This is a genomic window from Streptacidiphilus sp. PAMC 29251 (assembly GCF_054208735.2).
The window spans coordinates 7,428,075-7,440,580 of sequence record NZ_CM135725.2 but is presented as its reverse complement, the minus strand read 5'-3'; the positions used below and the strand labels follow the sequence as shown (position 1 = coordinate 7,440,580).

At 63.3% G+C, this 12,506-nt stretch carries 14 protein-coding genes and 1 pseudogene; 11 read left to right on the top strand and 4 right to left on the bottom strand.

Annotated features, from left to right (window positions below):
- The first annotated feature begins 32 nt into the window (after positions 1–32).
- From ACXKR8_RS35290 to ACXKR8_RS35260, 7 genes are all read left to right on the top strand, one after another.
- Positions 33–1,787, top strand: a complete 1,755-nt coding sequence (locus ACXKR8_RS35290; RefSeq protein ID WP_458268615.1) for a hypothetical protein — start codon at positions 33–35, stop codon at positions 1,785–1,787.
- Positions 1,784–2,554 carry a 5'-methylthioadenosine/S-adenosylhomocysteine nucleosidase family protein gene (locus ACXKR8_RS35285; protein ID WP_458268614.1) on the top strand — a complete coding sequence of 257 codons (771 nt, stop codon included), beginning with the start codon at positions 1,784–1,786 and terminating at the stop codon, positions 2,552–2,554. Before ACXKR8_RS35290 ends, ACXKR8_RS35285 begins: the two co-directional genes overlap by 4 nt.
- Before the next feature lie 187 nt (positions 2,555–2,741).
- Complete coding sequence (locus ACXKR8_RS35280) at positions 2,742–3,980, top strand: ISL3 family transposase (protein WP_458268613.1); 1,239 nt, start codon at positions 2,742–2,744, stop codon at positions 3,978–3,980.
- Entirely contained in the window at positions 3,895–4,185 is a 291-nt protein-coding gene (locus tag ACXKR8_RS35275) for a transposase (protein WP_458266877.1), read from the top strand. Before ACXKR8_RS35280 ends, ACXKR8_RS35275 begins: the two co-directional genes overlap by 86 nt.
- The gene (locus ACXKR8_RS35270; protein ID WP_458266876.1) at positions 4,161–5,093 is read left to right on the top strand and encodes an IS3 family transposase; all 933 of its coding nucleotides are present in this window, start codon (positions 4,161–4,163) and stop codon (positions 5,091–5,093) included. Before ACXKR8_RS35275 ends, ACXKR8_RS35270 begins: the two co-directional genes overlap by 25 nt.
- 4 nt (positions 5,094–5,097) lie before the next feature.
- Entirely contained in the window at positions 5,098–5,325 is a 228-nt protein-coding gene (locus tag ACXKR8_RS35265) for a transposase (protein ID WP_458275168.1), read from the top strand.
- 385 nt (positions 5,326–5,710) lie between these two features.
- Positions 5,711–6,229 (top strand): hypothetical protein, encoded by a 519-nt coding sequence (locus ACXKR8_RS35260; RefSeq protein ID WP_458275292.1) that lies wholly within the window; start codon positions 5,711–5,713, stop codon positions 6,227–6,229.
- A 20-nt stretch (positions 6,230–6,249) separates the two neighbouring features.
- Here the strand turns inward: ACXKR8_RS35260 and ACXKR8_RS35255 are convergent.
- Positions 6,250–6,375 (bottom strand): annotated as a pseudogene (locus tag ACXKR8_RS35255) (hypothetical protein); the annotation flags it as partial.
- Between the two features lie 743 nt (positions 6,376–7,118).
- Between ACXKR8_RS35255 and ACXKR8_RS35250 the strand changes: the two are divergent.
- A complete protein-coding gene (locus tag ACXKR8_RS35250) occupies positions 7,119–7,589 on the top strand; it encodes a hypothetical protein (RefSeq protein WP_458268612.1) in 471 nt (156 codons plus the stop codon).
- On the top strand, positions 7,589–8,143 hold the full coding sequence (locus tag ACXKR8_RS35245; protein ID WP_458268611.1) for a hypothetical protein: 555 nt from the start codon (positions 7,589–7,591) through the stop codon (positions 8,141–8,143). The genes ACXKR8_RS35250 and ACXKR8_RS35245 overlap by 1 nt, the downstream gene beginning before the upstream one ends.
- A gap of 181 nt (positions 8,144–8,324) precedes the next feature.
- Here ACXKR8_RS35245 and ACXKR8_RS35240 read toward each other — a convergent pair whose 3' ends face one another.
- A complete protein-coding gene (locus tag ACXKR8_RS35240) occupies positions 8,325–9,725 on the bottom strand; it encodes an IS1380 family transposase (RefSeq protein WP_458266600.1) in 1,401 nt (466 codons plus the stop codon).
- A 413-nt stretch (positions 9,726–10,138) separates the two neighbouring features.
- On the opposite strand from ACXKR8_RS35240, the gene ACXKR8_RS35235 reads away from it, so the two are divergent.
- Positions 10,139–10,588, top strand: a complete 450-nt coding sequence (locus ACXKR8_RS35235; protein WP_458268610.1) for a phosphoribosyltransferase — start codon at positions 10,139–10,141, stop codon at positions 10,586–10,588.
- On the opposite strand, the gene ACXKR8_RS35230 is transcribed toward ACXKR8_RS35235, so the two are convergent.
- Positions 10,563–11,036 carry a hypothetical protein gene (locus ACXKR8_RS35230; protein WP_458268609.1) on the bottom strand — a complete coding sequence of 158 codons (474 nt, stop codon included), beginning with the start codon at positions 11,034–11,036 and terminating at the stop codon, positions 10,563–10,565. The genes ACXKR8_RS35235 and ACXKR8_RS35230 overlap by 26 nt on opposite strands.
- A gap of 24 nt (positions 11,037–11,060) precedes the next feature.
- Here ACXKR8_RS35230 and ACXKR8_RS35225 point away from each other — a divergent pair, with 24 nt between their 5' ends.
- Entirely contained in the window at positions 11,061–12,110 is a 1,050-nt protein-coding gene (locus ACXKR8_RS35225) for a serine/threonine-protein kinase (RefSeq protein ID WP_458268608.1), read from the top strand.
- A 96-nt stretch (positions 12,111–12,206) separates the two neighbouring features.
- Here ACXKR8_RS35225 and ACXKR8_RS35220 read toward each other — a convergent pair whose 3' ends face one another.
- Positions 12,207–12,446 (bottom strand): hypothetical protein, encoded by a 240-nt coding sequence (locus ACXKR8_RS35220; RefSeq protein WP_458268607.1) that lies wholly within the window; start codon positions 12,444–12,446, stop codon positions 12,207–12,209.
- Positions 12,447–12,506: the final 60 nt, after the last annotated feature.

Below are 12,506 nucleotides of genomic sequence, written 5' to 3'. Positions count from 1 at the left end.
TAGACCTTAACTCGACGAGGCAGGGGCGGGGCATGATCACTCCCCAGGCGCCACCAGCCATGGAATCAACCGACGAACCTACTGACGCCACCCGCCACTTATGCGCTGGCGTGTACGTGGATGAGCGTTTCCGCGACCTTGTGATCGACAAGGTGTGCACCGCCCCGCACCGAAGGGTCGCCCCGTCCTACGGGTTCGACATCGTCCCCGTCATGCACCATGCGTGGCGGGCTGCGGCGCTGACGGCACTCCTCCGCGTGACGCTGGTCGGGGCAATGGTCACGCCGGCCTTCGCCGGCGCCCTGCCCACCACCGTCCTCATCACCTGCGCGATAGCTCTCTTCAGGCTGCTCCGCTTCGCCATTCTGTTACGGGACGTCGACCGGGGGTCGAGATCGAAACGGGAATCCAAACGACACGGTTTAGGGCCGATACGGAGCCAGGGCTACCTCTTCAGGCTGCTCCTCCCCCGCAGGAACTCCGCGATGGCTCCCGCCTTCAAACGTGTCCGGGTCGTCGCGCTGTCCCTGGTACTGACTGGCCTGACCGTCGCGTTAGCGGAGCCGGGTGACGCCGTGACGGCCGCCGACGTAGCAGCTGGAATGACGCTGATGTGCCTTGTCATCGGAGCCGCACGTCAGTTGATACTCAACCGAATCCTCCGTGCGCCGACGCTTCGCCCCGCACACCTGTCCGGCCGCCAACGGGTGGCGGACATACAGCAGCGACATACCTGCGCCGTATACCGTCGCCCTCGTCACAGAGACGACGAGGAGGAGGACCAGGACGATCTCACCGTTTTCACGCTCTTCGGGGAAGAGTCACCCTTCATCGGGGCAGGCGAACTCGTCTACCAATGGAATCCGCCGATGAGTATCCAATTGCTGAGGCCTGGCGGCGACGACGATGCGCTATTACATGAGCGCGAGCACCTCGTACCACCTTTTCAGGCACACGAACTAGTCGACTATCTGCGCGAGGCAGTTCAACTGCTTGATACCGACAGCCAGGATGTCCGGCTCCCGGTGCAGGTCCGCGACCGCGTCTACGTGGCCGAAACAGATGTAGCGGCGGACCATTCCCTGATCCCCCAAGCATTCGACGAAGCCGAGCTGCGTGCCCTCATCAACACGCCAGGCTCCAAGCAGCACCACTTCCTCGAATTCACTACGCCGACAGAGGGGTCGGAGTATATGGCGACGGTGCTTTTACATGTCAGCTTGCAGGGGCGGACGCTGAGCCTCTCCACAGCGGCATGCGCCCTCGCCCACACGCCGCGGTCCTTCCAGCGTACCGAGGAATTTGGTCACCACGGGGCCACGGCAGTCGCTTGGGCGGCCATTCGCGAACTTGCTGCATTACCCCTGGAGGTTCAGAAATCATGGCGGACTGCCCGCTACCTCTATGCCCTGGGCAAGGCCGCTGCCTTCCCCCGGGACCTTACCGCCGCGCCGATCCGCAACATCCTGATCGGCAGTCGAGTCAGCATACGGGAGGAATCGAGCCAAGACTGGTCAAAGATTCAACTGCAGAAGAGCGACATCTTGGGCCAAATGAAGTCGATCGAGCAGAGGCTGCTTCGAGCCGCCAGCGACTTCCTTTACTCCAAGGATGTGGATATATCCGAGTTCACTAACCGTGCGCTCAATATTATCAACAGTGGCATCTTCAACTTCGGCGACAACAACAACTTCAGCCACAACGCGGTGGGCGACGCAGCTCAGGTTTCCGCCCCTGCAACCCAGCCCGCAAGCTCCGGCAATTCCAGTAGCGGAGGAAACAAGTGACCACCAACCGAGGCATCAGCAACCGTGGTGACAACAACAACTTCAGCGGCAACGCCGTCGGAGACCATGCCCAAGTCTCCATGAATACCCCCTCCCGGGCCTCCGGCACCCTTGCCGACAGCGAGGCCGGCAACCAACGGGGGACTACGTGGGACGTCGGGGTGGTCACCATCCTCAGCGAGGAACTGCGTGCCGTCATCCGCGAGTTGAACCTGGAACGCCACAAGGAACCTGGCGGGCTGTACTTCTACCAGGGCAGCTACACCACGCCGGAATCCACCATCCGAATAGTGGCCACCCAGAGCCAGTCCCAGGGGCAACGGTCCACGATGGCTGCCCTGGAAAACCTAAGGCGCCACTACGCACCGCAGCTGTGGGCCCTGGTCGGCGTAGGCGGCGGAATCCACGACGAACACGCCCGCATCGGCAACGTCATCGTCTCCACGGACATCGTTTACTACGAGAATCGAAAAATCAATCCTCTCGGGGATGTTCGTCGCCGCGGAGAACATCGTCAGGCTCCAGCACCGATCGTCCATGCGGTGAATGCATTCTTCGCGGATCACGGAACTCCAGCACGCATAAACGGCCAGCCATCCGACCATGCGTCGACGAGGTTCGAGGTCTACCCGGGGGTGATTGGTTCGGGCGAAGCCGTCATCGCCGATCGCGATAGCGAAATACGAAGCTACCTCACTAACTACCACGAAAAGGTCTTGGCGGTGGATATGGGGGTCTTCAAACTTGATGGGCCGTCAGCGGCTTGAGCCAATTGACTGTCACGTTGGGTGACGATGCCGGGTGTGGTGTGCCCCGGATGCAAGGAGCCCGCAGGGATTGGTGATCATGGTTCTTGTCTAGAGAAACCGATCACGAACACCTGCGGGCTCGAACATCAACGATACCTGTGCCGATACGGACGCGACACTGCTGCTGGGCCTGGAGGGGCTGGGGGTGATCAAGGTGGAGGAGGTCGGGCCGGCTCTCGTCGTGCACGTGGCGACGGTGGACGAGGGTGCGCGGGCATGCCCGGAGTGCGGAGTGCTCTCCACGACGAGGAAGGGCCCACGTCTCACCCGCCCCCGCCAACTTCCTTACGGTGGACGACGTGTGGATCTGCACTGGCACAAGTCCCGTTGGTTCTGCGCGGAACCGCTGTGCCCGCGCGGCTCGTTCACCGAGCAGGTCCGCGAGGTGCCAGCGGGGGCCCGGCTGACCCGCGCGCTGCGGCGCGAGGCCGGACGCGTGGTGGCCGACGACGGCCGCACGGTCGTACAGGCCGGCCGTGACCTGGGCATCTCCTGGCCCACTGCCCAAGCTGCCTTCGAACAGTACGCCGAGCTCGTCCTGCCTGATCAGCCGCCCGTGACCGAGGCCGTCGGCATCGACGAGACCCGCAGGGGCAAGCCGGTCTGGCGGGAGAACCCCGAAACGGGCACATGGGAACTGGTCGCCGACGCCTGGCATATCGGCTTCGTCGACGCGGTCGGCGGCCAGGGCCTGCTCGGGCAGGTCGAGGGCCGCAACGCCGCCTCCGTCGCCGCCTGGCTCACCCTCCAGCCCGAGACCTGGAAACAGCGGGTCAGGTACGTGGCCATCGACCTGTGCGCCACCTTCCGCGCCGCCGTGCGCACCGCCCTGCCCCACGCCCGAATCGTCGTGGACTGCTTCCACGTCGTCCAGCTCGCCCAGCGCCACCTGGCCGACCTGCGCCGCCGCCTCACCTGGAGGCACCACGGCCGCCGCGCCCGCAAGGGCGACCCCGTCTGGAGCGTCCGCAAGCTCCTGCGCCGCAACAAGGAAGACCTCACCACCACAGAACTGGCCACGCTTGCCGACGAGTTGACCGATATGGGTACCTACGGCAAGCAGATCCTCGACGGCTGGCGTGCCAAGGAGCTCCTGCGCGACCTGCTGCGGCTCACCGCCAAGCACGCCCACGTCCTTCCCGACCGCTCCGCGGTCTCCGCCGCCCGCTACCGCTTCCAGGCCTTCTGTGCCGACCGCCCCTACCTGGTCGAACTGGTCACCCTCGCCGAAACTGAACCCCGACCACTTTCGTGGACACTGGAAGTAGTTCACTCAAGTGTCAAGTGGGAAGTGCACGATGGTTTCAAAGCGGAAGAAGTACACCCAGGAGTACAAGGCAGAGGCCGTAGAGCTAGTGGTGAGCTCCGGCCGGCCCGTGGCTGAGATTGCCCGGGACCTCGGTCTGAACGAGGGAACCCTAGGAAACTGGGTAAATGCCGCGAAGAGGAGCGGAAGCATCAAAGACAAGCCGCTGACCATCGACGAGCGCGTCCATATGAAGGAACTCGAAGACGAAGTACGGAAGCTCCGCATGGAGCGGGACTTCCTAAAAAAAGCAGCGGCGTGGTTTGCGAGCCAGAACCAATAAAGTTCGCCTTCATCCTGCAAGTCCACGACGAGCAGGTCGGCAAGCCACGCCGCTTCATATATCCCATCAACTTCATGTGCAAGATGCTGGACGTATCGCGTACCGGATTCTACTCGTGGATCCGCCGTGAGGAGTCCGCACACGCACGACGCGATGTCGAACTTACCCGACTCATCATCGCTATCGACAAAGTCAACAGGGGTCGCTACGGGATCGACCGGATACACGCGCAGCTGGCCCGCCAGGGCGAGCGCGTGTCACCCAAGCGCGTCCGACGCCTGGCCAGGGCCGCTGGGCTGGCGTGCATCCATCCACGGCCCTACAAGGCCACCACCGTCCAGGATCCGGCGAACAGGCGCGGCCTGGTGGACCTCGTCGAGCGGAATTTCGTCCCGGAAAAGAAAGACCAGATATGGTACGGTGACATCACTTACATTCACACCGCAGAAGGCTGGGCCTATATGGCGACAGTCATCGACGGGTATTCGCGGAAGCTCATCGGCTGGTCGGTCGCTGACCACATGCGCGAAGACATGGTGATCCAGGCGCTAGACATGGCGATCCGAAATCGCCAGCCGGCACAGGGTGAAGTCGTCATGCATACAGACCGTGGCAGTCAGTACACCGGTAGTAAATTTCGCGACCAATGTCTTGACAGCGGAATCCTGCCTTCGGTAGGAAAGACGGGGATCTGCTTCGACAACGCCGCAGCAGAGTCGTTCAACGCAACCCTGAAAAAGGAATTGATCCACCTGCACGTGTGGACAACAATAAAGCAGGTCGGGAGTGCAATATTTGAATACACCGAGTCTTACTACAATCGACACAGGATTCAACGTGAGCTCGGCTACCTATCTCCCTATGAATACGAGAGTGGGTCCACACTAAGCGCAGCACTAGCAGCATAAAAGACTGTCTTCGAAATCGGTCGGCCTCCAAACCGTCGACCAGTGGTGGCACGGCATCGAGAACTACATCAAAACCGGCATAACGAACGCCGCATCCGAAGGCAACAACCGCGTGATCAAGCTCGAAGCCCGCAAGGCCTACGGCTTCCGAAACCGCCGGAGCCAACGCCTGCGATCACACTGCGCAACCACCCGAAGGGCACGCGGAAAGCTGACGACCCATCAACTTTGATGACCCGGATATGGAAGCCGGAGGGCTTAGTCAGTATTGGCAGGAGAACTCCGTCCACGGCGAAGCAAACCCGGGCTGGATCGTCATCCGGGGCGTCTCCGACAACGCCGACGAGGAGAAGGGCCACGGGCACCACGAACGCGCTGCCCAAAATGCTGCAAACATCCTGCGACGGCTCCTCCCCTATCTCTGCTGACCGTGAGCCAAACAACCGAGATAGGCCCAGTACAGGGAGATGGTTTGCATGACAGCTTTTCTGTTTGGGGTACTCAGTTCTCTGGCAGCCAGTGTGATCGCACTGACCCTAGGCCTCCTGCGTGGCTCGCGCCCACTGTGGTGGCTAGTAACCGTGTGCTCCTGGTGCACAGGAACGGGCCTCAAGCGCGTGTACAGTCGCCAATCGTCCGCCGAACAGGAGATCGCACGCGACCTCAGCCGGGCCCGCTGGATCAAGGTCCTGGCGGGACGCGGAAACGTGCTCACCCGCGAGGTCTTTTCCCCTCTGTGGTCGGGGGCGTTGTCCGTGGATTCCGTCCAAGTGCTGCTGCCCGCCCCGCACCCTCAGGGTGACTCCTGGCTCGACCGGCGCTCGAACGATCTCCATCGATTCGACCCCGGCTACAGTCCGGAGCTGCTCAGGGACCAGGTCCAGGCGAACCTGGACTATCTCACCCATGCTACCCGCACTCGAAGCAATTTCGAGCTTCGTGAATTCAATCTACCCAACATCTGCCGCGTGATTGCAACGGATCGGGTTGCCTATCTCACCTTCTACAGCAGCTCTGCTCACGGCAGGAATTCTCCGTGTATGTACGTCCGGGCTCCAGGGCTCCTGTACTCGATCGCCCTGCAGCAGTTCGACCTAGCCTGGATAAATAGTTCACCCACGCTGTCGGCACCCTGACCAAGGACCCTATTTCCTGCGATCTGGGCGAGGCCGTAGTTCGACAAGTTGAAACTCTGAGACCTGTCCGGATGCTTGTGCATCAGGAAGCCCAGGTCTGTCGCGGGGCGGTCAGGGGTGCCGGTAGTACTGATCGTCAGGAACACACGGTCGAGTATCGCCGGACGGGGCGGCGCGGCCCACCAGGTTTTCTGCTGATGGCCGAGCTGCCAAGCCCTCCGGGAGGTGACCCCTCGTCGGGGATACCTCACCAGCACAGGTCTCACCGTGACCGGCTCAGAATCCCGCCCGCTGTCGCCGATCATCAACGGCGTGTCCGGAAGGCCGAAGTTGGAGGTCACCCGGGATGATGCTGAGGGCCCCATTGGATTCGAACCGACGACCTACGCTTTACGAGGACTTAGCAGGCAGGGTCCTGACCTGCGCAAACGTAGCTGACATGCCGTCTGACCTGCAAAAATGCCTCTCAGTAGCTCTCGCTGGTCCTCGTCATTTCTCGTCCTCATGTGTACTGAATCCGTACGCCTGGGACGGCTTCAGCAACGCCGTTCGCTACTCGCGCCGTCCCAGTACATATGGCGACGAGAACATACGCGCGACACCGAGAAGCATCGAGATGCTGTCGCACTTCTGAGCTACGGACTGGGGCCCATCCTCGACCCTCCGGGGCTCTAATCAGGTCCCAGCCAGGCAAGTATCGCACCAGGGAGCGAGCCGGACCCAGCGCACCCGTCCAAGCCCAGACTCACCACATCCGGGGTGAGCCGGCCCCACGGAAACATGCGGCACTCAACTTCCGTCTCGAAGGTCACCGAGCGGATGGCGTGGCTGGCCGTCGAAAGGTTGACGCGATCTGGTCACTCCACCCTGTGCCCCCTACCGTCGTCACATGACGTGGACACCACTCCTCGCGACCCTCCTTGGTGCTGCTATCGCCCTCAGCTCAGCCGTCCTGGTCGAACGGCGACGCGAACATCGCGAGGATCGCGTGGAGCGCCGGAAGAGCAAGCGCGAGGTGTACGGGAGGTACCTCGCTGCCCACGCTGAGACGCGCACGCAGCTGAGGATGCTGTCCTTCGCCGTGGGGTTGACCGATGAGGACAGGAAGAACCGGGCATTCGGCGCCTACGCGGCCTGCTACGCGGCGCGTTACGAGCTGGCGGTGTTGGCCCCTCAATCGGTGCTGACGCCGGCGAACGAGTTCGATAGATGGGCGCGGGAGCTTCGCGACCTGGTGATGGACGGTAGAAACATGCACTCTGCGGCCGGGGAGCCGCCGCGGATGCAGAACTATCTCAAAGCAATGAACCTGGTCCACCTGGCAATGCGCATCGACCTCGGCGCGGATGAGAGCAATTGATGCCCGCCCCCACCGCGCATCTGCGCTCCGGTGCCGAGATGGCAGCCCTGCTCACCCGCTACCCCGGCACCCTGGAGGCGACCACCGCCCCGGGGCGCTCCTGCGTGCTCGACCTGGACGACCTGCGCCCCGAACTGCCGGGATTCCCCGTACCCGAGGACCACAGCGAGGCGTCATGGCTTCATCACCTCGCCGAACAGGGCTGCACCCAGCGCTACGGGGACCGCAGTGACCCGAAGGCTCGGCCGGCCTGGATTCAGCTCGGCCATGAGCTGAACGTGATCGAACGCATGGACATGTGCGGCTACTTCTTGATCGTCCACGACATCACCCGGTTCGCGGCCCGGCAGAACATCTGGTGCCAGGGCCGGGGCAGCGCCGCGAGTTCGGTGGTCTGCTACGTCCTGGGCATCACCGCCGTGGAGCCCTTGGCATGCGGGTTGCTCTTCGAGCGGTTCCTGTCGTTGGAGAAGGCAGGGCCGCGTGTTCCCTGTCAAGTGTGCATGTTGTGGTTTGGCGTGCGGCTTACCACTCAACCCGAATCCACCGGCTGATCATTTCGGGGTTGCTCTCCTGCCCGTGGACGGTCGGCCGCTGGGGGCAACAGGTTGAGGGTGTGCGGTAGCCGCCGTGCGCGGGTCGCGGCCTGTCCGAGGGGTTGTGCGGGGTCGGGAGCGGTTGGTGGCGCTGTCGCCGGTGGCCGTCGGGCCGTCGCGGTGCGGGATCTTGTGGCGGTCAGGCCGCCGGGCGCGGCGGTGGGGAGTGGACGGCCTCGAACAGGGCGGTGAAGGCGTCGCGCCAGGGCCAGTGCTCGGGCAGATGCACCGTCAATTTGGTGCGCGCGGTGCGCGCGAGCCGGGCCGGGACGTGGACCAGGTGGGCGCGCAGGGTCGCTGTGGTGGCCTTGGCGTGGAAGACCGAGGTCAGCGCACCGGCGGCCCGCAGCAGGTTGTGCGACATCGCCCACAGGGTCAGCCACGCGGCGTTGGCCTGGAAGTTCCCGGACGGCAGGTGGGCCAGAGGCCCGGACTTCCCGTCCGCGATCACCTGCTCCACCACGGCGTGCTGCCGGTGGTGCAGTTCCGCCTGCAGCACCGCGAAGGAGCTGTCGGTGAAGACGGGGTGGTAACGCCAGGCGGTGAACAACTCGCCCTGACCCTGGGCCACTTCGGCGTTCAATCGGCGGACCCGGCGCACGATCAGCCGGGCGGTGACGTGCTCGGACTTCCTTCGGCCGGTGAAGGCGGTGTAGGGGATCTCGGCGACCTCGGCGTCGGAGACCATCTCGCCGGTGTCGGGGTCGACGAAGGCGTCCGGGTAGCGGATCGCCGTCCAGGACTCCTGCGGGATGCGGGAGATCGCGCCCGCGATGGAGGGGTTCATGCCGGTGGTCAGGGAGAATCGGGCGCCGGCCCGGCGGCAGGCGGCGACCACGTCGGCGGTGTAGAACTTGCTGTCCGCGCGGACCAGGCGGATCCCGGTGCCGCCGGTCTCCTTCGCTATGGCCAGGGCCTCGCTCACGAAGCTCTCGGCTCCGCGGACGTCGGCGGCCTTGCCGCGGCGCAGGCGGACCGCGCCGATCACGGGCCGGGCGATCGGGGTGGACAGGGTGGCCAGGATCGGGTGCAGGGTGCGCTGGCCCTTGAGGCGGCCGACCTGCGCGCCCTGCTTGGCGTGGCCGTACACGCGGCGGTGGGTGGGGTCGATGTCGATGAACATCAGTGTGTCGGCGCCGGGCAGCAGTGGGGTGCTGCGGGCCAGTCGGGCCAGGAAGTCGCGGTGAACGCGGTGGAGCTGGCGGTTGTGGCCGTGGGTGAAGGAGCGCAGGAAGGTGCCCAGGGTGGAGGGCGCGCGGACCGAGGTGAAGGCGCGGTCCATCGCGCCGTGCCGCAGCCGCGCCGCGTCGTCGATGCTGTCCGCGCCCGCGCACATCGCGCTGATCAGCGACATCACTTTGGCGGCCGGGTTGGCTCCGCCGCTGTTGTCGGCGCCCTCGATGCGGAGCGCGGACGCGGCCAGTTGCCGCAGGCCGGCCCGCTCGGCCAGCCGGACCAGCGACAGCAGCCCGGCATCGGCGATCAGGTTCGGCTCGTCGAAGACGGCGGAAACCGCTGTGGCGGCATGGCAGGATTGCATCTCGCGGATGTTCTCTCGTTCTGGCGACTTGGTTCTGTAGGAAGTCCCATCGTCCCAGGTCAGAGGGCATCCGCGTCGTTATGTCCAGGCCTCGGACAGGTCATTCATCGGTGGATTCGGGCTCAAGGGAAGGCAGGGCCAGCTGTCGACTCTGGCTGCGACTAGATCGCCGGGGTGCTGATGCTCAAGGAGAGGCCGTGAGGACCACAGTTGGCACGCAGTGTGGACTGTGGCTGCTCAGATCGGTGCTTGCGTAGGAGCCAACTGTCCAGGGCTTCGACCCGGGCTCATGCGAGACGTTTACCACTATGGGGCCTACTTAGGTAACGGTATCCGCATCGCTGTTGGCAATTGCTCGTTAGCCATGAAGACTGCGGTTGATAGGCGCGCCAGGCTCGGCGAGAGTGGGGGACATGAGCAACCTGCTAGAGGCGGTGGAAACCGCTCAAGACAACATCGAGCGCCTGGCCGACCCAGGCGAGTTGCGGGCTGCCGCTGAGCAGATCATGACTTACGCCCGGAAATACGGTGCCAGATCTATCCTGGCAGCCAGTCCAGCGGCAGAGCGACTGGTTGGGGCGTTGCTGTCGGAGTACCACCAGCTGGTGGCCCTGACCGCCCAGGCGGCAGGGGCACAAGCTGAGGTTCTGATTGTGGACATCAACCTGGCGAGCGGGATGTCAGTTGCCCAGGCGGCCCGCGTGGCTCGCACGGCCGGAGCACAGCATGTTCACGCAGTCGTGCTCCATCAACTGACTGCAGTGGCGGCGCGCGCCTCTGATTGCGGGGTGGACGCGTTGGACGTACTCGGCCCCGTCCCTCCAGAGCGTCAGGGCTCTACGACGAGTTCTGGTTTGACTTAGGAAGCGCCGACAAGGCTGCGGAGGTGGCCTCCGCGCGCTTGGAGTCGAGATCTTTCCCGCGCTGCAGAGCATCGGCTTTGCTGATTCCGAGTGCTTCGCCGACCTCTTTGCCGCTGCGGTAGATGATCTTCGGGATCTTGTGTGTTTTACACACATACGCCAATGCGCCTTCGATCATCAGGCGGTGGCGCGGCCCGAGGGCTCGGCTCCCCGTTGGGGCCATGTCGGCGATCCGGATGACCACATCGCTGAGTGTCCTGGCGGAGAGTTTGCTACTCAGCTTCCGGCCGAGGTCGTCGATCTGATCAACCATGTCCGTTTCGGCCGTCTTAAGCTCGCATCCTTCGTCGTAAATTGGATCTTCATAAGATCCACTAAGTACGACGCAGGTGATCACGGGGCGGCGGCCCGCACCGGAGAACCCCACGCTGACGCCAAGTACATCCATGCGTAGCACTATAGGGTGTGCGCCATGTCAGGATTGGTGGACGGCAGAGTTGGCAGCCGCATCAGCGACCGATACGTGGTCATCGGCCTCTTGGGGGAGGGCGACGCTGGTGAAGTGCACAGGGTTCTGGATGAGCACCTCAACGGCGAGGTTGCGATTAAGTTGTTCTTCCCTAAGTCTGGCGTGTCGGCCACCTGGGATGAGGCGCGCGTGCTAGCGCGCCTGCAAAGCCAGTACCTCCTGCCCGTTCACAACGCGGACGTCATAGCTGGAACAGATATTCGATACATCACGACCCCGGTGATGGCCGATGATCTTGAGAAGGCTTGCCGGCCTCATGGAGTCGACGCCGCGCAAGCGGCGCGCTGGGGGCAGCAGCTGGCATACGGACTGCAGCGGATGCATGAGGAAGGTTTGCTGCACCGGGATGTGAAGCCGGGAAACGCTTACCTGGATGCGCACGACGATGTTCTGCTCGGCGATCTAGGTATGGCTGTTCAGATGGATGAGAAGGGTTGCGCGGGGGCTGACGGAACGCTTGCTACCGTGGCTCCGGAAGTCTTGCAATCGGGAACATGCACAATCGCATCGGATATCTACTCCCTCTCAGCTACGCTCTTTTATCTGCTTTCCGGAAGGTATCCTACTGGTTCGCTTTCTCTAGATAAGAGATCGCGGCGAGATCGGATTATTGCCGGGCAGTTTGATAAGCTCCGAGATATCGCCCCGCATATTTCTCAGAGTCTTGGGCAAATTGTGGATCGGGCGCTTTCGCCAAATCCAGCACTGCGCCCGCAGAGTGCCCAGGAATTTGCAAACCAGCTTGCCTCTAGCCGTCATCATCGCCGGTCGTGGCGACAGATCCCGGCTCACGGCGGACACGACTGCTGTTTCGAGGGCGGGGAAACGCCTACGGCTAAAGCTGTCACGGTCTGCGTAATTCCTCAGGGGAAAGGGCGGATGGCCATTGAGGTGTTGCGAGCATCCGGTGGGCATGTGCGGGGGCATGAGCACCAAAATCTGACGCTAAATCGGGCCCTGGCAACGCTTCGCGCGCTATTTCGTGATGTCTGATTTAGTTTGCGATGGTTCTGGGACGGAGTGGGAGGAAATTTTCCGGCAGGCCATTCAATGTTGACCTGAGTTGCTGGTTTTCGAGAGTTAGAGAATTTAGCGCTTCCACAAGTAGTGGAACATCGGCGCATCGGCGGCCTCGCCAAATACATACAGCGGCCCCCGACCGCCAAGGGGGTGGCATTCGGCGTCCTCGAAGACGAGACCGGTGTCATCAACATGATCATCCAACCGGCGATCTGGGACCGCTTCCACCAAGTCCTCCTCGACGCCCCGGCTGTCCTGCTGCACGGCCACGTCGAACGCGCAGGGGGCACCATCAACATCGTCGCCCATCACTTCAAGCCCCTGGCCGCAGGGGCAGCGCCTGGTCCACGCCGCCGCAGGTAGACTTGT